Annotated in this window: 20 protein-coding genes, 2 tRNA genes and 1 pseudogene; 4 read left to right on the top strand and 19 right to left on the bottom strand. The window is 64.1% G+C overall.

The window, feature by feature from the left end; translation table 11 throughout:
* Window positions 1–20: 20 nt before the first annotated feature.
* The gene (locus QM772_RS05875; protein ID WP_415134503.1) at window positions 21–944 is read right to left on the bottom strand and encodes a S1C family serine protease; all 924 of its coding nucleotides are present in this window, start codon (window positions 942–944) and stop codon (window positions 21–23) included.
* 61 nt (window positions 945–1,005) lie between these two features.
* Here QM772_RS05875 and QM772_RS05870 point away from each other — a divergent pair, with 61 nt between their 5' ends.
* A complete protein-coding gene (locus tag QM772_RS05870; RefSeq protein WP_415134502.1) occupies window positions 1,006–1,848 on the top strand; it encodes a TatD family hydrolase in 843 nt (280 codons plus the stop codon).
* A 22-nt stretch (window positions 1,849–1,870) separates the two neighbouring features.
* Here the strand turns inward: QM772_RS05870 and QM772_RS05865 are convergent.
* From QM772_RS05865 to QM772_RS05780, 18 genes and pseudogenes are all read right to left on the bottom strand, one after another.
* Window positions 1,871–1,944, bottom strand: a tRNA-Gly gene (locus tag QM772_RS05865).
* A gap of 15 nt (window positions 1,945–1,959) precedes the next feature.
* Window positions 1,960–3,255 carry a hydroxysqualene dehydroxylase HpnE gene (gene hpnE / locus QM772_RS05860; RefSeq protein WP_415134501.1) on the bottom strand — a complete coding sequence of 432 codons (1,296 nt, stop codon included), beginning with the start codon at window positions 3,253–3,255 and terminating at the stop codon, window positions 1,960–1,962.
* A gap of 56 nt (window positions 3,256–3,311) precedes the next feature.
* A complete protein-coding gene (hpnD, locus tag QM772_RS05855; protein ID WP_415134500.1) occupies window positions 3,312–4,154 on the bottom strand; it encodes a presqualene diphosphate synthase HpnD in 843 nt (280 codons plus the stop codon).
* 11 nt (window positions 4,155–4,165) lie between these two features.
* Complete coding sequence (gene hpnC, locus QM772_RS05850) at window positions 4,166–5,023, bottom strand: squalene synthase HpnC (protein ID WP_415134499.1); 858 nt, start codon at window positions 5,021–5,023, stop codon at window positions 4,166–4,168.
* A gap of 58 nt (window positions 5,024–5,081) precedes the next feature.
* A pseudogene (locus QM772_RS05845) lies at window positions 5,082–5,318 on the bottom strand (IS5/IS1182 family transposase); the annotation flags it as partial.
* Between the two features lie 128 nt (window positions 5,319–5,446).
* On the bottom strand, window positions 5,447–5,611 hold the full coding sequence (locus tag QM772_RS05840; protein ID WP_415134498.1) for a colicin immunity domain-containing protein: 165 nt from the start codon (window positions 5,609–5,611) through the stop codon (window positions 5,447–5,449).
* A 95-nt stretch (window positions 5,612–5,706) separates the two neighbouring features.
* Window positions 5,707–6,150 carry a hypothetical protein gene (locus QM772_RS05835; RefSeq protein WP_415134497.1) on the bottom strand — a complete coding sequence of 148 codons (444 nt, stop codon included), beginning with the start codon at window positions 6,148–6,150 and terminating at the stop codon, window positions 5,707–5,709.
* A gap of 13 nt (window positions 6,151–6,163) precedes the next feature.
* Entirely contained in the window at window positions 6,164–7,042 is an 879-nt protein-coding gene (locus tag QM772_RS05830) for a hypothetical protein (protein ID WP_415134496.1), read from the bottom strand.
* 389 nt (window positions 7,043–7,431) lie between these two features.
* On the bottom strand, window positions 7,432–8,145 hold the full coding sequence (locus QM772_RS05825) for a hypothetical protein (RefSeq protein ID WP_415134495.1): 714 nt from the start codon (window positions 8,143–8,145) through the stop codon (window positions 7,432–7,434).
* Window positions 8,146–8,643: 498 nt separating this feature from the next.
* Window positions 8,644–8,943 carry a colicin immunity domain-containing protein gene (locus QM772_RS05820; protein ID WP_415134494.1) on the bottom strand — a complete coding sequence of 100 codons (300 nt, stop codon included), beginning with the start codon at window positions 8,941–8,943 and terminating at the stop codon, window positions 8,644–8,646.
* Window positions 8,944–8,950: 7 nt separating this feature from the next.
* Window positions 8,951–9,187: a colicin D domain-containing protein gene (locus QM772_RS05815; protein WP_415134493.1), complete on the bottom strand. Its 237-nt coding sequence runs from the start codon at window positions 9,185–9,187 to the stop codon at window positions 8,951–8,953.
* Window positions 9,139–9,510: a hypothetical protein gene (locus tag QM772_RS05810; protein WP_415139661.1), complete on the bottom strand. Its 372-nt coding sequence runs from the start codon at window positions 9,508–9,510 to the stop codon at window positions 9,139–9,141. Before QM772_RS05810 ends, QM772_RS05815 begins: the two co-directional genes overlap by 49 nt.
* 310 nt (window positions 9,511–9,820) lie before the next feature.
* Window positions 9,821–10,120: a DUF6984 family protein gene (locus QM772_RS05805; RefSeq protein ID WP_415134492.1), complete on the bottom strand. Its 300-nt coding sequence runs from the start codon at window positions 10,118–10,120 to the stop codon at window positions 9,821–9,823.
* Window positions 10,121–10,133: 13 nt separating this feature from the next.
* On the bottom strand, window positions 10,134–11,966 hold the full coding sequence (locus tag QM772_RS05800; protein ID WP_415134491.1) for a hypothetical protein: 1,833 nt from the start codon (window positions 11,964–11,966) through the stop codon (window positions 10,134–10,136).
* A 152-nt stretch (window positions 11,967–12,118) separates the two neighbouring features.
* Window positions 12,119–12,811: a hypothetical protein gene (locus QM772_RS05795; RefSeq protein WP_415134490.1), complete on the bottom strand. Its 693-nt coding sequence runs from the start codon at window positions 12,809–12,811 to the stop codon at window positions 12,119–12,121.
* A gap of 5 nt (window positions 12,812–12,816) precedes the next feature.
* Entirely contained in the window at window positions 12,817–14,292 is a 1,476-nt protein-coding gene (locus QM772_RS05790; protein WP_415134489.1) for a hypothetical protein, read from the bottom strand.
* Between the two features lie 232 nt (window positions 14,293–14,524).
* On the bottom strand, window positions 14,525–15,082 hold the full coding sequence (locus tag QM772_RS05785; RefSeq protein ID WP_415133014.1) for a hypothetical protein: 558 nt from the start codon (window positions 15,080–15,082) through the stop codon (window positions 14,525–14,527).
* The gene (locus QM772_RS05780; RefSeq protein ID WP_415134488.1) at window positions 15,079–17,706 is read right to left on the bottom strand and encodes an AHH domain-containing protein; all 2,628 of its coding nucleotides are present in this window, start codon (window positions 17,704–17,706) and stop codon (window positions 15,079–15,081) included. The genes QM772_RS05785 and QM772_RS05780 overlap by 4 nt, the downstream gene beginning before the upstream one ends.
* A 366-nt stretch (window positions 17,707–18,072) precedes the next feature.
* On the opposite strand from QM772_RS05780, the gene QM772_RS05775 reads away from it, so the two are divergent.
* From QM772_RS05775 to QM772_RS05765, 3 genes are all read left to right on the top strand, one after another.
* Window positions 18,073–19,185 (top strand): efflux RND transporter periplasmic adaptor subunit, encoded by a 1,113-nt coding sequence (locus tag QM772_RS05775; protein ID WP_415139483.1) that lies wholly within the window; start codon window positions 18,073–18,075, stop codon window positions 19,183–19,185.
* A 7-nt stretch (window positions 19,186–19,192) separates the two neighbouring features.
* Window positions 19,193–22,408 carry an efflux RND transporter permease subunit gene (locus tag QM772_RS05770; protein ID WP_415134487.1) on the top strand — a complete coding sequence of 1,072 codons (3,216 nt, stop codon included), beginning with the start codon at window positions 19,193–19,195 and terminating at the stop codon, window positions 22,406–22,408.
* Window positions 22,409–22,488: 80 nt separating this feature from the next.
* Window positions 22,489–22,574: transfer RNA gene (locus QM772_RS05765), tRNA-Leu, on the top strand.
* Window positions 22,575–22,581 lie beyond the last annotated feature (7 nt).

The raw sequence follows: 22,581 nt of genomic DNA, 5'->3' as shown, positions 1-22,581 counted from the left end.
TCGGGCTCCAGGAAAACAATTCAGAAGGGCGGCTGGCCGGCGGCGCTGGCCGCGTTCTCGATCGGCACGGCGAAGCCGATGCCCAGGAAGGTGCGCGCCGGCGTGGGGTTGAGGATGGCGGTGACGATGCCCACCACCTGGCCGTCCATGGTGACCAGCGGGCCGCCGGAGTTGCCGGGGTTGGCGGCGGCGTCGAACTGGATCAGGTTGCTCATCACCTGCCCGCCCTCGGGCGAGCGGAAGCCGCGCTTGAGCCCCGACACCACGCCGGCTGATACCGACGGCCCGATACCGAACGGGAAGCCGATGGCCACCACCTGGTCGCCCGGCATCAGGTCGCCGGTGGAACGCATGGTGGCGGCCTGCAGGTCGTCGGGGATCTTGTGCGCGCGCAGCACGGCCAGGTCGTCTTCCGGCCGCACGTTGACGACGCTGGCCGTGCTCTCCATGCCGTCGGCGAAGGTCACCGTGATGCCCGTGGCGCCCTGCACCACGTGCAGGTTGGTCAGGATGGTGCCGTTGTCGATGATGACCACGCCGGTGCCCACGCCGCGGCCCATCTCGGCCTGGCCCTTGCGGTCCTTCTTGCCTTCCACCACGCCCTCGACGCGCACCAGCGACGGGCCCACGGCGGCGGCGGCGCGCGTGGCCTGCGAGGGCATCACCTTGTTCTGCCAGGTGTGCAGCACGGCGGCGTCGATGTCCTTCTGCGTCAGCTTGCGCGGCGCGTTGCCCGGCCAGGGGGCTTGGGAGAAGGCCAATGCCGCGCCCAGCGCCCCGATCGCGGCCCACAGCGCGCCAGGGTGGCGCAGGGCCGCCTTCAGGCGGCCTGCGCGATTGGCAGGCGCGGCGGCGGCATCGGCAGGGGGCGCGGGCTGCGCATCGACCTCCGCCGCAGGCTGCGGGTCGGGTCGGGAGCGGCTGTAGAGCACGGTTCGACGCATACGGACATCCTGGCGAAGACGTGGTGCCAAACGGTACCACGGTTGCGGGCATGATGTACCCATGTTGGGCTGGATCGACACCCACTGCCACCTGGACGCGCCCGAGTTCGCCGCCGACGCGCCCGCCGTGCGCCAGCGCGCCACCGATGCGGGCGTGGCCGTGTGCGTGATCCCGGCGGTGGAAGCGCCAGCCTTCGAGGCCTGCCGCGCGCTGGCGCACCGCCACGGCGACGCCTATGCGCTGGGCATCCACCCCCTGTACGTCGCGCGCGCCGGCGACGACGCGCTGGCCCGGCTGGACGAGGCGCTCACCCGCCATGCCGCCGACCCGCGCCTCGTCGCCGTGGGCGAGATCGGGCTCGATCATTTTGATGAAAACCTGCGCCAGCGCCCGCTGGACGAGCGCCAGCAGCTATTCTTTCGGGAGCAACTGAAGCTGGCGCGCCGGCACGGCCTGCCGGTCATCCTGCACGTGCGGCGCGCGGTGGACCAGGTGCTCAAGGGCCTGCGCGAAATCGGCGTGCCCGGTGGCATCGCCCACGCCTTCAACGGCAGCCGGCAGCAGGCGGACTTGTTCCTGTCGCTGGGCTTCAGGCTGGGCTTTGGCGGCGCCGCCACCTACGAGCGCGCCACGCGCCTGCGCGCGCTGGCGGCGGAACTGCCGCCCGAGGCGATCGTGATGGAAACCGACGCCCCCGACATCCCGCCGCACTGGCTCTACGCCACGGCCGGGCAGCGCGCGCAGGGCCAGCGCCAGGGCCGCAACGAGCCGGGGGAACTGCCCCGCATCGGTGCCGAAGTGGCCGCGCTGCGCGGCGTGGCGCCGCCGGACTGGGCGGCGCGGACCAGCGCGAACGCGGTGGCGGCGCTGCCGCGTCTGGCGGGGTTGATCAACGGGGGCTGAGGCGCCGGACGGCACATGATGCTGGAGCGGGTGAAGGGAATCGAACCCTCGTATGAAGCTTGGGAAGCTGCCGTTCTACCATTGAACTACACCCGCCTGAGGGGGCCGATTCTAGCGGAGCGCTTTGGCCGCCTGCTCGCCGCTGCGCGCGGCGCCTTCGAGGGTGGCGGGGTAGGGGCCGTCGATGAAGTCGCCGCAGGCCAGCAGGCTGGGGGCGATGCGCATGGGGGGGCGGCGCAGGCCGGGCGTGCAGGCGAAGGTGGCGCGCTTTTCGGTCACGGTGCGCAGCGGGCGGACCGTCAGGCCGAGCTGCGTTTGTGCCTGGCGCAGCACGGCCTGCTCCAACTCGGCACTGCCTGAGCGCGCCGCGCTGGCGACGAAGGCGAGCAGGCGGGCCGCGGGCGATCCGGGCAGCGCGCCGCGGTCGAAGACGAACTGCGCCGGGGCGCCGCCGTTCGCGCGCAGGGCCAGCATGGGCGCGGGCAGGCCGCTGTCCGCCAGCGTGTAGACGGTGGCGATGGCCTCGTGGCGCAGCGCGGCGGCGCTCGCGCCCCAGGCGTGCAGCGCGTCGGCCAGTGGCGGCGGGGCGGTGCTGGCGGCCAGCACCCGCGCGGCGGCTGGCGCGGGCAGGGCCAGCACGACGTGGTCGAAGTCCTGGCCGTCGATGCGCCAGTGCGGTGCCTGTGCATGCAGCGCTTCCACGCGCCGGCCCAGGTGCACGGCGGCGCCGCGCTCGCGCAGCCAGCGCAGGGCCGGGTCGGGCAGCAGGGCGCCCAGGTCTGTGCGGGGCAGCAGCAGGTCGGCGCTGCCGGGCGGGCCGAGCAGGGCGTCTTGCAGCACGCGCAGGAAGACGAGGGCGCTGGCCTCGGCCACGGGGGTGTTGAGCGCGGCGACGCACAGCGGCTCGATGAAGTCCTGCATCACGCGCGCGGGCAGGTGGGCGCACAGGCCGGCGACGGTCAGCGAGGCGTCGCAGGCGAAGCCGCCGCGCCGCCAGTCGGCGGCGGCGCGCAGCAGCGCCAGGCGCTCGGCCCAGCGCCAGCCGCGCGCGGTGAGGATGCCGGCAGCGGCGTCCAGCGGCGGGCGCAGGCGCGGCAGGGCCAGGCCGCTGCCATCGGGGTAGCGCAGGGTGAGCGGCAGGCGTTGCAGCGCCTGGGCGGGATCGACGCCGACGGCGCGCATCAGCGCCAGCGTGGCGGTGTAGGCGCCGATCAGGATGTGCTGGCCGTTGTCGGCCACCAGCGTGCCGCCGCCGGGCAGCGCCAGCGGCACGGCGCGCGCGCGGCCACCGGGGCTGCGCGCGGCCTCGAAGACGGTGACGCGGTGCCCCAACTCCACCGCGCGCACGGCCGCCGCCAGGCCGGCCCAGCCGGCGCCGATGATGGCGATATGTTGCTGTGAATTCATAGCCAGATCGGCCTCCAGCGCTCGTCTGGCAAGCGCTGGCAGCTATCAAAACAATATCAGAAGCGGCCCAGCGCCTGCATCTTCCAGGCCAGCCACAGCTTACGCAGCGGTGTCAGGGCAATGCGCTGGTGTAGCACGTGGAAGCCGTCGCGCTCGATCTCGGCCAGCAGGGTGCGGTAGATGCTGGCCATCATCAGGCCGGGCTTCTGGCTGCGCCGGTCGGCGGCGGGCAGCAGGGCCAGGGCCTCGTCGTAGCAGCGCTGGGCGCGCTCGGCCTGGAAGCGCATCAGCGCAGTGAAGCGCTCGCTGTACTGGCCTTTCAGGATCTCGTGCGCCTTGACGTCGAAGCGCTGCAACTCGTTCACGGGCAGGTAGATGCGGTCGCGCCGCGCGTCTTCGCCGACGTCGCGGATGATGTTGGTGAGCTGCATGGCCAGGCCCAGCTTGCCGGCGTAGGCGGTGGTGGCGCTGTCGGTCTGGCCGAAGATGCGCGCCGACACCTCGCCCACCACGCCGGCGACCAGGTGGCAGTATTTCTCCAGCGCCGCGAAGTCGAGGTAGCGCGTCTGCGTCAGGTCCATCTGGCAGCCTTCGATCACGGCCAGCAGCTGGCGCGCCTCGATGCCGAACTCGCCCGCCCAGGGCATCAGCGCCTGCATCGCCGGGTGGGTGGGCTGGCCGTCGAAGGCGCGGCCCACCTCGGCCTGCCACCAGGCCAGCTTGGTGGCGGCCACGCCGGGGTCGCGCACTTCGTCCACCACGTCGTCCACCTCGCGGCAGAAGGCGTAGAAGGCGGTGATGGCGGCGCGGCGCGGCGGCGGCAGGAACAAAAAGGCGTAGTAGAAGCTGCTGCCCGAGGCGGCCGCCTTCTCCTGCACGTAGTCTTGGGGCGTGGTCACGCGGGGGATTGTCACATCCACAGCATGCGCCAGCCGATCAGCGGCGCGTCGGCCCGGCCCAGCCTGGGGCGCTGGCGCAGCGCCTGGCCGCCGAGCGCGGCGACCTTGCCCAGCGTGCGCAGGCCGCCCTGCGCCACGGCGCGCAGCTCCCAGCCGGCGCGGCCGGGCACGCGGTGCACCAGTTTCAAGCCATTTCGCATGGTAGCCCGCGCGTGGCTTGCGGTGGCAGCTATCAGTTTCGTAGTCTTCTCATCTGGCCGCAGGGCCGCGAAGTCGCGCGCCGGCTGGCGGATGTCGATGCCGTGCGCCGCGCATTCGGCCAGCGGCAGGTAGTAGCGGCCGCGCGGTATGTCCACGCTGAGGTCCTGCCAGAAGTTGATCAGCTGCAAGGCGGTGCAGATGGCGTCGCTCTCGCGCAGCGCCTGCTCGCCCTGCACGCCGTACAGGTGCAGCAGCAGCCGGCCGACCGGGTTGGCCGAGCGGCGGCAGTAGTCCAGCAGCTCGGGGTAGTCGGCGTAGGCGGCGCCGTCGCGCGTCTTGGCCACGTCCTGGGCGAAGGCGGACAGCAGGTCGTCCAGCGGCTGCACGGGCAGGGCGAAGGCGCGCATCTGCGCGGCCAGCGGCTCGAAGATGCGCGCCCAGTGCGCGGAGGGCGCCTGCCCGTCGGCCACGGCGTGCAGGTCGCGCCGGTAGGCGGCCAGCTGCGCCAGGCGCTCGCCGGGCGGGGCGTCGCCCTCGTCGGCGATGTCGTCCGCCGTGCGGGCGAAGTGGTAGATGGCCGCGATGGGCGCGCGCAGCCGGGGCGGGCACAGCCAGGAGGCTACGGGAAAGTTCTCGTAGTGGTCGATGGCGGCGGAGGTGGGCGGCATGCGGCGCCGATTGTGCCCTTCGCCAGACATCGCCAGTCCGCCCTGAGCAATAGAGTTTTCAGGCGCTTGCTGGCAGCCGAGGAGCTGATCGCGGGGCCAGCCGTGCCAGGTCTGCCCGCAGACTCAGCCCGAATCGGGCGCAATCAAGCCGCAGCACGGCCAGGACCAGGCGCAGGTTGTGCCCGGCGCCGCACGTCACCGCGTGGATGGCATCGCCCAGCGCTCCCTTGAGCGGGTTGCGCGCCAATCTCCCATCCATCTTCATGTGCCCGATAGCCGGCCCGATGGCACAGCGATGCCCGCGCCATTCACTCTTCTGGCTGCAACTGCTCGTATCTCGTTCCCATTTGCGTACAGTACCCTCTGTGAGGGTGTTGCACTTCAGAGTTGAGACCGCCAGGGAAAATCGTGATCTGACCCCGATTATTCCCCAAAAATATCCTCGAGCAGGCTGTATAGTGCCTCATCCATTGAACGTGTTTCGCTCTTAAACTGCCGAAGAAAATCAACTTGAAATTCTCGGGCATTCAGGGCCCCAGAGATAAACCTCTTAAATATATAATCATATTCCGCATAGATAGGGTTCATAACTGCCTCACAGCGATCCTCGGGTCATTACGTTCGCAAGTTGACTGGGGCTGAGCTTCCAACCTGAAATCATATCACCGGAAGTACTTTGTGATCTAACCCCGATTTAGCCCCGGTTTTGCCCACTTCTTTGCTATCAACGTATATATTTCAGCATTTTCCATTCCATTGGTTATCTGACCAGTAAGCAGGCGCTGTAATGCAGCCAGCTCCTCAGTCGCAACATCTTTACGAATAGGGTGGCCTTTAAACTCGAATATATTTCCCTTTGATTGATCCTTATTTAATTCGGCCGATAAGTGATTCATTGCGCCTAGCATGAAGCTCACATCATCCTCTGTCTTGAGATATCGGTCACCAAAGGACTGTAAAATTCCAACTATCCACGAGTGCTCTAAAGATTCTTTAGCTTCATTGACAATCCCTTGCATGGAAGATGGAATTTCTTTATTTCCATCATACCGATCAACCAGCCATGCAAAGAAGTATTCACCAAAAGAATCGTGCAACCAGACGGCCGCCCCTTTATATGTAGCCATTGTTGTAGCCATATTATTTAAGAACAATTATCCTTGATCGCTGATGCGGCGGCAAACTATCCAGATAAGAATTCACCATTCTAATTTGTGCCTCATTCAAGCCGCGCTGAACTGGGTCAACGACTATTATATTGAGACCATCTTTGTTAATGTGACGTTGCATGGAGCCCTTCCATTCATTGAAGGCAACCTCATTGAAAAATCTTTCTGGAGGCGGGCTTGCTGCATCGAGAGATGTGCCGTTTGGCATGAACCAATCATTGTCTCCAGAGGGATCTCTTCTAAGTCTGACCCCAAACTCTCTCTCAATCCTAGCACCGGTTATGGCCTCATCCAATCTGAATTGCCCATTATGGCCCGGGTCTCTACCAAGCTCAATCTGATGGAGCACGTGGGCAAGCTCTTGCTCCGCAGAAGCTCTTTGACCAGCGGAGCTGGGATCCATCCCGATGGGAGGCGGGGCATCATTTTCAGTGCCACTCGGTGTTCCTGGCACTCCTTCTGTGTTCGCATTTGTTCTCGGCCTGCCTAACGCATCTATTCGGTCTCGCCCAATAATGGCGCCGATCATCATTGCCATGCCGGTGTTCATGCCAGCACGGGCATCGGCACCAAAACGTACATCTTCCGGTATCGCGCCCGATTGACGTGCGAAATCAGCCGCCATTCGCATCGCCAAGTCGGCCCGTCTCGCTTCCAGGCTTCCGGGCTCCAGTCCTATGGCCGCTCGGCCATTGCCCGAATTGAATTCGTTGGCGTAGTCGTCCAGCGTCGCCAATACTTCCATCTGTCCGGCGGGGCTGAGGTCTCTGAAACGATCGAGGACCAGCTGGTTGTACAGCCCCGCGCGGGTCAGGCCGCCGCTGCCTTGGGTTGCCAGCAGGTCATCCACGCGGGCCAGTTCCGCCCGAGCCTCGTCGCCGCTACCCGGGTCGCCCAGCAATGCGTCCCGCAACTGCTCGGGGAAATTAGGGTCAGATCAAGATTTTTACAGGCCGGCGTGGCCGAGCAGGCGCGTGGCGGGGGATCAGGGTCAGATCAAAATCTCTTTGCCTCTCAACTCTTCCAACATCAGGTGATCGCCGATCCCTCTCTCGCCTGCGATAGGGAAATTCGTGATCTGACCCCGATTATTCCGCGTTGACAACTCCCTGCATAGACAATGGAATATCTTCTCTTCCGTCGTACCGATCAACCAGCCACGCGAAGAAATACTCACCAAACCCGTCGTGCATCCAGACTGCCGAATCCTTATAAGTGACCATTGTCGTAGCCATATTCTTAAAGATTAGGGAATTTTTCCAATACTCTTGCATTAGGCGGACAATAGGATTTGATCATGCAACCGTAGCCAGCAAAGAAGCTCGGATCAAAAATATGAATCCCCAAGGCGGCGCAGTATTTCTCGATCATCTCGGCGGTCAATCTATCTTTGATTTTCTTTGCCGAATAACGATCCACATCCTCAAAGGATAGCGGCTCACCGTGAGCATGAAATTCCCATCGACTCTCCTTATGCGCGGCGATGGAGCGTGATGGCATCTCGGCGTATGGGCCATGTCTTGTCATAATCTCTTTGGTCTGAGTCCCATCTCTGTATACGAACTGCATTGATCCTGGCTGGCCACCAGGCACATCCGCGACCATTATTATTCCAACGGAACGCACTTTGAGAACCGATGTCAGGTAACGGGGCTGAGAGTGCACATCGCCACCGTTGATGCCATTCGTGATATAGGCCGACCAATTGGACTCGGTTTTGCATATCAATGTCCGGTCGTTCATTGATGTCAAAGGCAACAACAACTCGAGCTTGGTGTCCAAGTCCGCCTCTACTTCAGAGCGCTGAACTTGGGTCGGAAATTCATATTGACTATTCAAGTCAACTTCACGAGCATAGATAAAATCTGCCAGCTTGCGCGGGGATTCATCAAGGAAGGCTATGTGCGTAGTTGTCGGCGCATATCTATTCAAAAAGAACCCGGGATCTCTCATCAGTTTATCCGCCTTAGAATAACAATTACATTGGGGTCATTATTTAATGTACGAACTCCATGCGCTGCACCCCGGCTTGATCTATCGGTGTCATACTCAATGCTAATTCGACGACCATCTCGTAGAGTTCCTTGAACATCGGGACGACCAATCCCGACTCTAGTGTTGGAACTGTCTATTTGCTGTTGGTTAACACGGATATCTCGCACCCCTAAGCGCTCCAATGTCCTAATGTCGGCGCGCATTGCTTCATTCTGCGTAACACTGCTTCCTATAGGTCTATTATAAATGTCTAAAGGGGGGAAAATTAGGGTCAGATCAAGATTTTTACAGGCCGGCGTGGCCGAGCAGGCGCGTGGCGGGGGATCAGGGTCAGATCAAAATCTCTTTGCCTCTCAACTCTCCCGACATCAGGTGATCGCCGATCCCTCTCTCGCCTGCGATAGGGAAAATCGTGATCTGACCCTGATATTTCCTGGTTATTCCCCGGCTCTCCCCTTAATTGTCCTTATGTTGTTTTGCTAGGAATACAATTTTTTCCGATGCCTGCATCACCTTTTCTCGGAGCTGTCTCTCGGTTATGTAAAAATCTGGTTCTGCCTCAAGCAAATACGAATCCGTAGTAAATGAGTCTGCAGCCCCAAAAATATCCTCGAGTAGGCTGTATAGTGCCTCATCCATTGAACGTGTTTCGTTCTTAAACTGCCGAAGAAAATCAACTTGAAATTCTCTGGTATTCAGGGCCCCAGAGATAAACCTCTTAAATATATAATCATATTCCGCATAGATAGGGTTCATAATTGCCTCACAGCGATCCTCGGGTCATTACGTTCGTAAGTTGACTGGGGTTAAGCTTCCAACCTGAAATCATATTACCGGAAGTACTTTGAATTACGTTCAGGCCAGTCTGGGGATTCACATAGTGCGTAACAGGTATGCCTCTATACGTGCCATTTATAACAAGAGTATCAGTCGCGCTCACATGTCCTCGGATTACATTCTCCAGGGCAAACAGAGTGCTATTGCTGGCAGTCCCATGCACGCCAAAGTCGGTTGCATGTCTACTGAAAGTATGTTGAAGCGAAGATCGAGTAATAACAAGCTCTGCACGCGAGGCTCCTCCCGGCACCCCGACGCTGCCGCGTTGAGCAGCCCGCCCGCAGCCGGCCCCTGCAAATCACCATTCCGAACGGCATCAGCCAAGCGCCCGACACCCCTGCCCGCCACGGCTGTCAGCGCTGCCACGCCACCGACGGCTTCCAGCATTTGCATGGTCAGTATGCCGAACTGCTGGCCGGCGACGCGCATGTCCCCACGATCCCTGGCCGCACGGAATTCGCCCAGGTCGTACTCGATGCGGGCCATCACCGCGTCGCCCAACTGCCTGCGCGCCTGCTCCGAGGTGGGGGAATTAGGGTCAGATCAAGATTTTTCACAAGGGCTCGCTGCCGTGCAGATGGGCGAAGGCGCGCTGCGCGGGGCTGTCACCCTGGGCGAAGGCGCCGGGGTCGAACTGCCAGCTAGGGGCACTCCAGTTGTCGGCATGGCCGCCGCCGGGGTGGTAGGCCCAGCCGGGCTGGTCGGGGAAAATCGCGATCTGACCCCGATATTTCAGGGCTTCACAAATGGAGGCCCACGCCGCGTTGCCAGGGGTTATGCAGCGATCTTAATTATATCATGGAAATCTAATGAGCTTAGAAAAATCAGTCTTCCAAACATCAAGTTCGTAAATATCTCCATAGTTATCGAGGGATAGTTTGGCAATGACCTTTACCCCATCATCATCGATGAATTCGTAGCTCGCTATGTCCAGACCTATTTTTCTATCTTGCTTCTTCGATATAAATGTAAGCCCACCCATTCCGCCATCATTCATAGGCGCTACCATGAGATCAGGCAGCTTTGAATTGAAGCATAAATAATAAGGCGTGTCTTTCAGCATTCTTTCAATAAAATGCTGCTCCATCTCACTCATTGGTCGCATTGAATTACCTCGGAGGCGTTATTCTGCCGATATTGATCGTGCCATCTGGCAACTTGTAGGCCACATAGTCCAATTGGGTCCCGTTGACAATTACTGCACCATTGTGAACCCCAGGATTGAGCGAAGTAGCTGTTCGCGACAAATCCACGCTTACGGCATTTTGCACCGTAACTCTATCGAAGCCGGCGGCGTCCACATGCCGGAACGTGTGCGAGATCTGGTTTTCTGTGCGACCGAAACTGATTGGAAGACGGCCTGCGCCCTCACTGCTTGTCACCGCTCCATGGATGGGCTGTTCCGCCTGAGCGCGCGGGCCGCCCACCTCGCTAACATTGGGTGACTCGCTCTCATTGGCACCGCGGCGACCCGGAGGCTTTCCTGCGCCAACGGCGGCACCAATCATTGCAGCCAGACCAGTCTCCATCCCTGACCTGGCATCGGCTGGAAATCGAGCATCGGCTGGAATCGCACCGGATTGCCTTGCAAAGTCAGCCGCGATTCGCACCGCCAAGTCAGCTCGTCTGGCTTCCAGGCTACCAGGGGCTAAGCCAGTCCACGTCAGCAGGTCTGGATCGTGCAGCGCATTGGCGTAGTCGTCCAGCGCCGCCAACACAGCGCGCTGATCGTGCGCGCTCATGTCTCTGAAGCGCTCCACAACCAAGTCGTTGTACAGACCTGCGCGGGTCACGCCCTGCGGCGCCCCCCGGCTGGCCAGGACTTGGTCGATGCGCGTGAGCTCCTGCGTCGCCACACCGTCATCGACGCTGGCCCCGGTGCCAGTGATGGTGACACGATAGACGCCGTCAGGGCCGAGGCCCTCGCCATCGCCCCCCAGTCCGGTGAATTCAGGCCCCGCAGCCAGGTCAATGCCTGACGCCATGCCATCTTCTGGTGGGTTGGAGAACGCTTCAATCACTTGATCAACAGCGGCCTGCCGATCCGCCCAGCGGTCTTGGTTGTCCACAATGAACGCCCCCAGCGGATCATCAGAAGGCACTGCATCGGCAGCAACGTTCGCCTCCGCCGGCTGCTCGGCTTGCGCCTGCAGCGCATCCCCCATGACCCCATTGAGGAAGTCCGCCGCGAACCCCGCCGCCGGGTCGTCGCTGCCCACGATGCGCAGCGCGCTGCCCGTGGCGCGCGTGAGCAGGCGCAGGGCGCTGGCCTGGCCGGCATCGAGCCCTTGCCCTTGCAGCTCGCTGATGCTCATCTCCAGCTGCGCCGTGACCTCGCCGGCCACGCTGCCCATCAGGCTGTTGACGAAGCCGTCCTTGAACTGCCCGCCCATGACCGTCTGGATCGCGCCTTGCACCGTGGCGCGGCCGGTGTATTCCATCAGCCGCTGGCTGAATGTCTCGGCAAGGCCGTCGATGTGCTGGCCCACGCCGGGCAGGTGGCTCAGGCCGGCGGTCACGCCGCCGGCCAGGGCCGATTGCAGCAGTTGCCCGAAGTCGATCCTGCCGTTGGCGGCCAGTTGCAGCGCGGCGCTGCCGACGGCGCCGGTGGCCGCGCCCACGGCGATGGTGCCGGCGGTGCCTCCGCCGGCGGCGGCGGTGATGCCGGCGGCCACGGTGCTGCCGGCGCCGAAGGTCATGGCGGTGATGGCGCCGGCAAAGATGTAGGGGAACGCCCGGTCGATGCCGTCGGGCTTGAGGTTCTTCTTGTCGGTGACGAAGCCGCGCTCGGGGTCGAACCACACCAGGTCGTTGTCGATGAGCTTGGGCGGGCGCTCCAGGTCGATGCGGTCCCAGCCGTCGGTCAGCTTGCTCTGGGCGGTGTCGCGGTCGGCGTCGCCGCTGCGCTGCGTGGCCAGGTGGAGCTTCTGGCCGGCCAGCATCCAGGACTACAGGGAAAATCGTGATCTGACCCCGATTATTCCCAAAATGATGCAAAGTCGTTGGGATTAAATCTGAGGTCGAATATTTTCATTCTTTGATTTGAGGCCAACGAAAAAATTGTAACCTGATTTTTATTGCCTCCAACTATCTTTCATTGCTCTACGGCCACAATAAATGCTCGAAGGTCGCCGAGCATCCGTCGTGCGGTCTGCGCTGCCAAGCTAGCATCGTCACCAAGGCCACTCTCATAATCGTAAACTCTATTTTTCAATCGCGAAACGTATGAAGCAAACGACTCTGTATCCAGTGTGGCACTATAGTATGCGGCACGGCGCAACTCCCAACCCAGAATGCCATAATCATGCTCGGGGTAAAAAAATGGATCATCGAAGCACGACTCCGACCGCATAATCTTTCTCAAGGGCTCCAGATATTCATAATAAAGTCGCCCTAAACTGTCGATGCCCCCCTCTATTTTTTTATCAGAACTCAGATCAATCAGGTAAAACTGCCCAAGATAAAGTGTGTCGTCCGGAATCCGTCCCATCAATGAAATTCTTGTCGGTTCGACGGTAGAACTGGGCCGGTTTATTTTTTCATCAATGATTTCTTCGATTCTGGAAAAACGAATACCAACCCCGAAGTTGAGCGCTAGCCAAGGCCCTCCAGCTTTCTCAACATGGCCGAATGAATTGTAGGCGAACAAGCGGTGGTTTACATTTTTTCCGGTATCAGTGGCATGGAAAGAAAGATACTTACCCTCTAAGCGAGTGCGCACCCATGCATCTTTTGACAATTGATTTTCAATTAATAAAGCAATTTTTCTGAACCCACTAGCATTCATGATATTTAATGCCCCGATCCGCGAGTGAACCCGCCATTGCGATGAAAAGCGTCATTAAAAATAATCATTCTATTCGTAGGCGACGTCACACGCTCATAGGTTGCCACATAAACGCCTTGTATTGCATTTGCAGGGATTCTAAATCTTCCATTCGAACCTGGCTTTATCCCCAATTCGCCTGCTACAGCAGTGGAGCTTGCTCCATAAAAATATCCAGCCTCTTGTTGAAGCGCAGGCAGTCCTGCTCTTTGATTCCGGCTGAAATCTGCATAATCTCCAATTTTTGCCTCGCCGAACACAATCCGGCCGTCTCGTATGTAGATTCCATCGATGCGGATTGGCCTAGCGCCAGGAGCATCAGGCTGAAAATATACCTCCGACGCGATCTGAGTGTATCCGTTGGCACTCATTTCTGATGCAATCAATGCGGCACCACGGCCGGCAAAGCGCGCAAGCGCAGCCCCGGTAAGCGGGCCCGCCACCAATATGTCGTCGGTGTGATCGATAGGTGGCACGTCGCCAAAAGCCGCCACAATCTGATCGTAATTCGCCTGTCGATTAGCCCAAGCCTCTTCATTGGCCGCTATGAAGTCCCCCAGCGGATCGGCCGCCTCCCGAGCCGCGCTATCCGCCTCGTCCCGCACGGCATCACCCAGCACCTCACTGAGGAAGTCACTGGCGAACCCGGCAGCCGGGTCCCCGGGGTTGGCCACCACCCGCAGCGCACTGCTGGTGGCCCGCGCCAGCAGCCTCATCGTGCTGGCCTGCGATTCGCTCAGGCTGCCGTTCCTGCTCATCTCGGCGATCTCGGCGTTCAGCATCCCGCTGACTTCGCCGGCCACGCTGGCCATCAGGCTGTTGACGAAGCCATCCTTGAACTGCCCGCCCACCACCGCCTGGATGGCGCCTTGCAGGGTGGCGCGGCCGGTGTATTCCATCAACCGCTGGCCGAAGGTGCCGGCCACGCCGTCGATGTGCTGGCCCACGCCGGGCAGATTGGCCATGCCGGCGGTCAACCCGCTGGCCAGCGCGGAGGTGAGCACGCTCTTGAAGCTGACGTGGCCGGTGGAGACGTATTGGTTCAGGGCGCTGCCCACGGCCCCGGCGGCGGCGCCTTGGGCGACGACACCGGCGCCGGCGTTGGCCATCGCTCCGCTGACGGCCCCGGCGCCCACGGCGGCGAAGGCCGCGCCCATGATCTGGGGGAAGTAGCGGTCCAGCCAGTTGCCCTTGAGGTTCTTCTTGTCGGTGACGAAGCCGTGCTCGGGGTCGAACCAGATCATCTCCTGGTCGATCAGCTGGGTGATGCGGTCGGGGTCGAGGTGGTGGTAGGGGCGTGTGATGTCCGAGGGAATCCAGCCGTCGTGGGTCGACAGGGCCTGGAGGCCATCCTCGAAGTCCGCGCGGCGGCCTTCGCGCACGGTCAGGCCGCAGAGCTCCCAGTGGGCGGGGGCGCCGCCCTCGCTGTCGGGGGCGGGCACGAACCGCAAGGGCTCGCTGCCGTGCAGATGGGCGATGGCGCGCTGCGCGGGGCTGTCACCCTGGGCGTAGGCGCGGGCGAAGGCGCCGGGGTCGAACTGCCAGCTGGGGGCACTCCAGTTGTCGGCATGGCCGCCGCCGGGGTGGTAGGCCCAGCCGGGCTGAAATCATCGTGATCTGACCCTATTTCCCCCCGGGGAAATGTTATCTGACTCCGATTACTCTGGACCCAAGCTACCGCTCAAAAAGCAGATCGAATCGAAAGCCCGTCAGCCCTGTATCTCTTACCTTCGTCACGAACGCCTCGTTGACATAGGTAGTATTGCGCCGAGTCTGTGGAATCTTGAAAATCGGTGGTAACGAGGTGACCGAGTCTAGCAGGACATGCTTGTTAACCTTCATCACCCGGCCACTGCTAAAGCGCACTATATCCGAGCGCGATTCATCCAGGATATCGACGATAGTTGTTGGGTTGAAGCCGAAATAGCGGACTGGCTCATCCAAAGCAATAGCCGCGAACTCACCGTTTTCACTTAGCATGGGACCGAGGATCTGTATAGCATGTTCAGAAAAAGTCGGGATAGGACCCAATCCTATACCTGTAAAATCAGGCAATGCCTCAGGATACGGCGGATCGCCTTCATGGTCTCTTACTCCAGCCGGAACTGGATAAGCCTTCCCGTAACGCTCCCCCGCGAACAGGGGGAATTCCCATTTATCATTTTCATCTAAATCTTTAAATAAAAATGATGCGAAGTCGTTGGGATTAAATCTGAGGTCGAATATTTTCATTTTTTTAGTCCAGGCCGAGGCCGAGTGCCAGGATATGTGCCATTCAATAGCTGATCTCGGATGTTTCTCAAAACTTCCAGCGCTTCTTGCCTAGATGAAACACTTCTGAAATCTCTGTTTAGCTGCTCGTAGTAGTCACGATTATTCAATCTAGGATGATATGAGCCAGGCGCTTCACTGCTCGGCTTGTTCGGTAAGAACACCCCATTATCGGGTGAATTGATGTCAATATCGAAGCGCTCCAGCAATCTGCGTAGTTGAGTTGCCCGCGCGTCACCATATGGAACCATATGGTGTGCATCCGTGTCTGCGGGGCGGACAACACCAATTGCCTCCAAGTTATCAGACAGGATGCCCGAGGCCCGCCTGTCCATCAGGTAATCAGCAATGCTCGCCGTCCCAAGCGCCGGCAGTATGGTGAGCATACTGGCTGGCGGAACCACTACCTGAAACGGCGGGATCCTAATGCCCAACCCGGGATCGGCGGGCCTGTAGCCTGGCGCACCGGTGGGCAGGTCGTATAGAGGATCGTATCCAGGTGGCCCGCCCGCGCCATCCGGTCGCACCACCTGGTAGCCGCCCGCGCCAACGCCTAATCCACCTGTCACCGGATTAAGGGGAGGCGCCAGCCACGCCACAGGTGTATCAACCGCGTTGACTGGTTCCCGGGCTTCTGGGTCCCATACGCCTTCAGGATCGAAGTCGTAGATGGGACGTGGCGCTGGAGAGACCACTTCCACATCGTCATCAGCCCGCGAACCTCCCCAACGCATGCCTTGGCCACCACCAGGCCGCAAGCCCAGCCCATCGTCACCGGTGCCCAATCCATAGTCTGGCGCGGGACCGCCATCCGCCGGAGCGGGCAACGGATCATTCGGTTGGGCGGGCGCTGGCTCCGATGGCTGGATCGAGGCGTCCTCGCCGTTCACGAGCGGGTTGTCGGATCCGCCCCGGGAAAGATCTCCCATGACCCCATTGAGGAAGTCCGCCGCGAACCCCGCCGCCGGGTCGTCGCTGCCCACGATGCGCAGCGCGCTGCCCGTGGCGCGCGTGAGCAGGCGCAGGGCGCTGGCCTGGCCGGCATCGAGCCCTTGCCCTTGCAGCTCGCTGATGCTCATCTCCAGCTGCGCCGTGACCTCGCCGGCCACGCTGCCCATCAGGCTGTTGACGAAGCCGTCCTTGAACTGCCCGCCCATGACCGTCTGGATCGCGCCTTGCACCGTGGCGCGGCCGGTGTATTCCATCAGCCGCTGGCTGAATGTCTCGGCAAGGCCGTCGATGTGCTGGCCCACGCCGGGCAGGTGGCTCAGGCCGGCGGTCACGCCGCCGGCCAGGGCCGATTGCAGCAGTTGCCCGAAGTCGATCCTGCCGTTGGCGGCCAGTTGCAGCGCGGCGCTGCCGACGGCGCCGGTGGCCGCGCCCACGGCGATGGTGCCGGCGGTGCCTCCGCCGGCGGCGGCGGTGATGCCGGCGGCCACGGTGCTGCCGGCGCCGAAGGTCATGGCGGTGATGGCGCCGGCAAAGATGTAGGGGAACGCCCGGTCGATGCCGTCGGGCTTGAGGTTCTTGCGGTCGGTGACCCAGCCGCGCTCGGGGTCGAACCAGACCAGGTCGTTGTCGATGAGCTTGGGCGGGCGCTCCAGGTCGATGCGGTCCCAGCCGTCGGTCAGCTTGCTCTGGGCGGTGTCGTGGTCGGCGTCGCCGCTGCGCTGCGTGGCCAGGTGGAGCTTCTGGCCGGCCAGCATCCAGTGGGTGGTTTCGTATTCCGTGCCGGCATCGAAGGTCACGCGCTGCATGCCTTCGGCGCCGTGCAGGTGGGCGTAGGCCCTTTGCAGGGGGCTGTCGCCTTGCGCCCAGGCGCTGGTGAAGGCCACGGGGTCCAGGGTCCAGCTGCCTTGCTGGCCTTGCTGCTGGCCGGGCCGGCTGGGCAGGGCGATGAGGTGCTCGGGCACATCGCCGAGCTCGGTGTCGGGGGTGAAGATGCTGCCGGGCTGCTGGGGGCCGGGGGTGGCGATGGCGGCGTCCAGCGTGGCCAGGTATTGCTTCTGCACTTCCTGCTGGGCGCTTTGCAGCTGGTTCAGCCGGCTGGCGAGGTCGCTGCCGTAGCGGGCGATGATGCTGTCGGCCACGGCGTGGCCGCTGGGTGGGGGCTGGAGGTCGCCGCCGAAGTGCTCAATGAGCTCTTGGGTGGCGGGCTCGGCCAGCAGGAGTTCCAGCGCGGCGATTTCCATCGGGTCGGCGCTGGGGGGGGCGGGGGTGGCGGCTTCGGCGGGGGTGGCGGCTTCGGCGGGGGCGGGGGGCTCGGTGGGCGTGTCGGCCTCGGGCTGGGCGTGTTCTTGCAGGAGGGGCTTGAGCTGGAGGGCGATGGCGGTGTCGGGCGGGTAGTCCAGCAGGGGGCTGGGCTGGGGTTTGTGCTGGCTGGTCTCGAAGCCTTGCCAGGGGTTGCCGTTGCCTGTGGGCAGGGGCTGGCCGGGGTGCATCAGCGCGCCGAGCGTGGTGGTGGCGGGGGCGGCGGGCTCGGGCTGGGGCTGGGCTTGCTCCTGCGGCTGGGGCTGGGGCTGCGGGTCGGTGGGGGGGACGGGGTTGTCCCAGCCCAGGCCGGCGGGGGTGGACGTGACTTGCATCAGATGGGGCCTTGTGTGTCGATCAAGGCGCCTTGCATGGCGCGCCCTGTGCGTGGAGCTTGGCAGGGCGGCGCCCACGGGGCTAGCTGGGATGGTTACGGATGGGAAGGTTACTTATATGCTTTGGTATTAAATCGGCCGCAAGCGACCCTGCGGCAGGCGCGGGCAGCCATGAAGTCAGGGGTTCCCTTGTATACCGCTGGCTACCCGATGGGTATTGGCGCAGCTACGGCGTCCTGGTTGACAGTCGATCCACATTCTCATAGATTACTAACCGGTCAGTCATTAACCGGGTTCATCGTGAACACATCCAAAGAGGGGCGCCCGCCCGCGCCGCGCTGCGGGCTGCGGGCCAAGGCGGTGCTGATGGCCGCCGCAGCGCTGGTCCTGGCGGCTTGCCAGAAGCCCGCGCCGGTGGAGGAGCCGGTGCGCGCCGTCAAGCTCGTCACGGTGGGCGAGAGCGCCTATGGCGCGGGCTACGAATACGCCGCCGACGTGCGGGCGCGGGTGGAGTCACGCCTGGGCTTCCGCGTCGCCGGCAAGATCGTGCGGCGCGCGGTGGAGCCCGGCCAGCGCGTGCGTGCCGGCCAGTTGCTGGCCGAGCTGGACGCGCGCGACTACCAACTGGCCGCCGACGCCGCGCGCGCCCAGGCCACGGCCGCGCGCACGCAGCGCGACCTGGCGGCGGCGGACCTCAAGCGCTACCAGTCGCTGCGGGACCAAGGCTTCATCAGCGGCGCCGAGATCGAACGGCGCGACGCGCAGCTGAAGGCCGCCGACGCCTCGCTCCAGCAAGCCCAGGCGCAGCTCGCCGCGCAGGGCAACCAGGCGCGCTACACCCATCTGCTGGCCGATGCCGACGGCGTGGTGACGGGCGTGGACGCCGAGGTCGGCCAGGTGGTGGCGGCCGGCGCGCCGGTGGTGCGCCTGGCGCAGGACGGCCCGCGCGACGCCGTGTTCGCGGTGCCCGAAGACCGCGTGGCCGGCGTGCGCGCCGGCCAGCCGGTGGACGTGCGCACCTGGACGGACGACGCGCTGCTGCAAGGCGCGGTGCGCGAGGTGGCGGCCAGCGCCGACCCGGCGACGCGCACCTTCATGGTCAAGGTGGCCTTGCATGGCGAGGCGCCGCCGCTGGGCGCCACGGTGCGCGTGCTGCCGCGCGCCGGCGGCTTGCAGGGCGTGCCGGTCATCAAGCTGCCCACCTCCGCGCTGCGGCAGGAAGGGGCCGGCAGCGCGGTGTGGGTCTACGACGCCGCCAGCGGCACGGTGCGCTCGCAGCCGGTGCAGGTGGCGACGGCCGACGGCAACGACGCCGTCATCGCCGGCGGCCTGGCGCCCGGCATGCAGGTGGTGGCCAGCGGCGTGCACGTGCTGGCGCCGGGGCAGAAGGTCACGGTTTACAAGCCAAAAGCGGCTCCAATGCCCACTGGGCAAGCGTCGGCAGCTACTGATTCAGTAGCGATCGGCGCGGCGCGCTGAATACGCCATGAGCCACCCCGCCTCCGCGCCGGAGCCCAAGCCCGGCTTCAACCTGTCGCGCTGGGCGCTGGAGCACCCGGCGCTCACGCGCTACCTGATGGTGGTGCTGATGCTGCTGGGCTTCGCGGCCTACTTCCAGCTCGGGCAGGACGAGGATCCGCCCTTCACCTTCCGCGCCATGGTGGTGCGCACCTATTGGCCCGGCGCCACCGCGCAGCAGGTGGCCGACCAGGTGACGGACAAGATCGAGCGCACGCTGCAGGAGGTGCCCTACGCCGACATCATCCGCAGCTATTCCAAGCCGGGCGAGTCGCAGATCATCTTCCAGCTGAAGGATTCGTCGCCGCCGCGCGAGGTGGCGCAGATCTGGTACACGGTGCGCAAGAAGGTGGGCGACATGCGCTACACCCTGCCGGGCAACATCCAGGGCCCGTTCTTCAACGACGAGTTCGGCGACGTGTACGGCGTGATCTACGCGCTGTCGGGCCAGGGCTTCGGCTACGCCGAGCTGAAGGACTTCGCCGACGACGCGCGCCAGCGCCTGCTGCGCGTGAAGGACGTGGCCAAGGTCGAGCTGTTCGGCGTGCAGGACGAGAAGGTCTTCATCGAGGTCTCGCAGCGCCGCCTGGCCCAGCTGGGGCTGGACATGAACGGCGTGCTGGCCCAGCTGGGCGCGCAGAACGCGGTCGAGTCGGCCGGCGCGGTGCAGACGCCGCTGGACGTTGTGCAGGTGCGCGTGGCGGGCCAGTTCAACGACGTGGCGCAGCTGCGCGCGATGCCGATCCGCGGCGGCTCGGGCAGCCAGCTGCGCCTGGGCGACATCGCCGACATCCGGCGCGGCACAGCCGATCCGCCGCAGGTCAAGGTGCGGCACGACGGGCGCGAGGTGATCGCGCTCGGTGTGTCGATGGCCAAGGGCGGCGACATCATCGCCCTGGGCCAGGCGCTGAAGGAGGCCACGGCGCAGATCGAGAAGACCCTGCCCGCCGGCGTGGCGCTGGCGCAGATCCAGGACCAGCCGAAGGCGGTGGCCGACTCGGTGAACGAGTTCGTGCGCGTGCTGATCGAGGCGGTGGTGATCGTGCTGGCCGTCAGCTTCCTGGCGCTCGGCCTGCACAAGCGGCCCGGGCGGCAGCCGCTGTGGCGCCGCTGGACGCTGGACCCGCGCCCCGGCCTGGTGGTGGGCATCACCATCCCGCTGGTGCTGGCGGTGACCTTTTTGGTGATGCAGTACTGGGGCATCGGGCTGCACAAGGTGTCGCTCGGCTCGCTCATCATCGCCCTGGGCCTGCTGGTGGACGACGCCATCATCGCCGTCGAGATGATGGTGCGCAAGATGGAGGAGGGCTACGACAAGTTCCGCGCCGCCACCTTCGCCTACGAGGTGACGGCCATGCCCATGCTGACGGGCACGCTGATCACGGCGGTGGGCTTTCTGCCCATCGGCATCGCCAAATCGACGGTGGGCGAATACACCTTCGCCATCTTCGGCGTCACGGCAGCGGCGCTGGTGGTGAGCTGGCTGGCCTCGGTGTACTTCGTGCCTTACCTGGGCTCGCGCCTGCTGAGCCTGCCGCCGCACGTGGCGGCCGCGCGCGCCGAGGCGCTGAACAACGGCAGGATCGCAGCCGAGGGGGCGCACGAAGAACCGCACGAGATGTTCGACACGCCGTTCTACGAGCGCTTCCGCGCGCTGGTGAACTGGTGCGTGGCGCACCGCTGGCTGACCATCGGCGCCACGGTGCTGATCTTCGCGCTGGGCCTGGTGGGCATGGGCAAGGTGCAGCAGCAGTTCTTCCCCGACTCCAGCCGGCCCGAGATTCTGGTGGACCTGTGGTTCCCCGAGGGCACCTCGTTCGCCGCCAACGAGGAGGTGGCCAAGCGCGTCGAGGAGCGCCTGCTGGCCGAGCCCGGCGTGACCGGCGCCACGCAGTGGGTCGGCTCGGGCGTGCCGCGCTTCTACCTGCCGCTGGACCAGGTGTTTCCGCAGACCAACGTGTCGCAGCTCATCCTGCAACCGACCGACCTGGCCACGCGCGACCGGCTGCGCCTGGCCCTGCCCGCCATGCTGGCGCAGGAGTTCCCGGAGGCGCGCACGCGCGTCAAGCTGCTGCCCAACGGGCCGCCGGTGCCGTATCCGGTGCAGTTCCGCGTGGTGGGGCCGGAGCCGGCCGAGCTGCGCGCCCGCGCCGACGAGGTCAAGGCCGCCCTGCGCGCCAGCCCGCGCACGCGCGGCGTCAACGACAACTGGAACGAGTCCGTCAAGGCCATGCGCCTGGAGGTGGACCAGGACAAGGCGCGCGCCCTGGGCGTGACCAGCCAGTCCATCGCCCAGGCCGGCCGCGTGATGCTGAGCGGCATGAACGTGGGGCAGTACCGCGAGGGCGACAAGCTGATCGACATCGTGCTGCGCCCGCCGAAGGACGAGCGCGATGCCATCACCGACATCGCCAACGCCTACCTGCCCACGGCCAGCGGCCCCTCGATCCCGCTGACGCAGATCGCCCGCCCGGTGTTCGCCTGGGAGCCGGGCGTGCTGTGGCGCGAGAACCGCGAGTACGCCATCACCGTGCAGGCCGACGTGGCCGAAGGCTTGCAGGGCGCCACCGTCACCAACGAGCTGCTGCCCGCGCTGCGCGAACTGGAGGCCGGCTGGGCCAAGGCCGGGCAGGCGCAGGTCCGCATCCAGGTGGCGGGCGCGGTGGAGGAGAGCAGCAAGGGCTCCAGCTCCATTGCCGTCGGCGTGCCGGTGATGCTGTTCATCACCTTCACGCTGCTGATGCTGCAACTGCACAGCTTCAGCCGGGCGATGCTGGTGTTCCTGACCGGGCCGCTGGGCATCGCCGGCGTGGCGGCGGCGCTGCTGCTGCTGAACCGGCCGTTCGGCTTCGTCGCGCTGCTGGGGGTGATCGCGCTGATGGGCATGATTCAGCGCAACTCGGTGATCCTGATCGACCAGATCGAGCAGGACCGCGCGCGCGGCGTGCCCGCGTGGGACGCCATCGTCGAAGCCGCCGTGCGGCGCCTGCGCCCCATCGTGCTGACGGCGGCTGCCGCCGTGCTGGCGATGATTCCGCTGTCGCGCAGCGTGTTCTGGGGGCCGATGGCGGTGGCCATCATGGGCGGGCTGATCGTGGCCACGGCGCTGACGCTGCTGGCGCTGCCGGCCATGTACGCGGCGTGGTTCCGGGTCAGGCGCGAGGCGGCGGCCCCGGCAAGCTAAAATCACCGGTTCGCCGGATTCCAGGCGGGCGGCTCGCGTGAATGCATGCACGGGCCGCCCGATTCATTTGCAGCGACCGCGCGCGGGTGGCGAAATTGGTAGACGCACCAGGTTTAGGTCCTGACGCCAGCAATGGTGTGGGGGTTCGAGTCCCCCCCGCGCACCAGCGATAT

Origin of the sequence: Ottowia sp., from assembly GCF_047601385.1 — a bacterium.
Classification (GTDB): domain Bacteria; phylum Pseudomonadota; class Gammaproteobacteria; order Burkholderiales; family Burkholderiaceae_C; genus Ottowia.
Note: the sequence above shows the minus strand (reverse complement) of the source record. Positions and strands in the feature narration are given on the sequence as shown.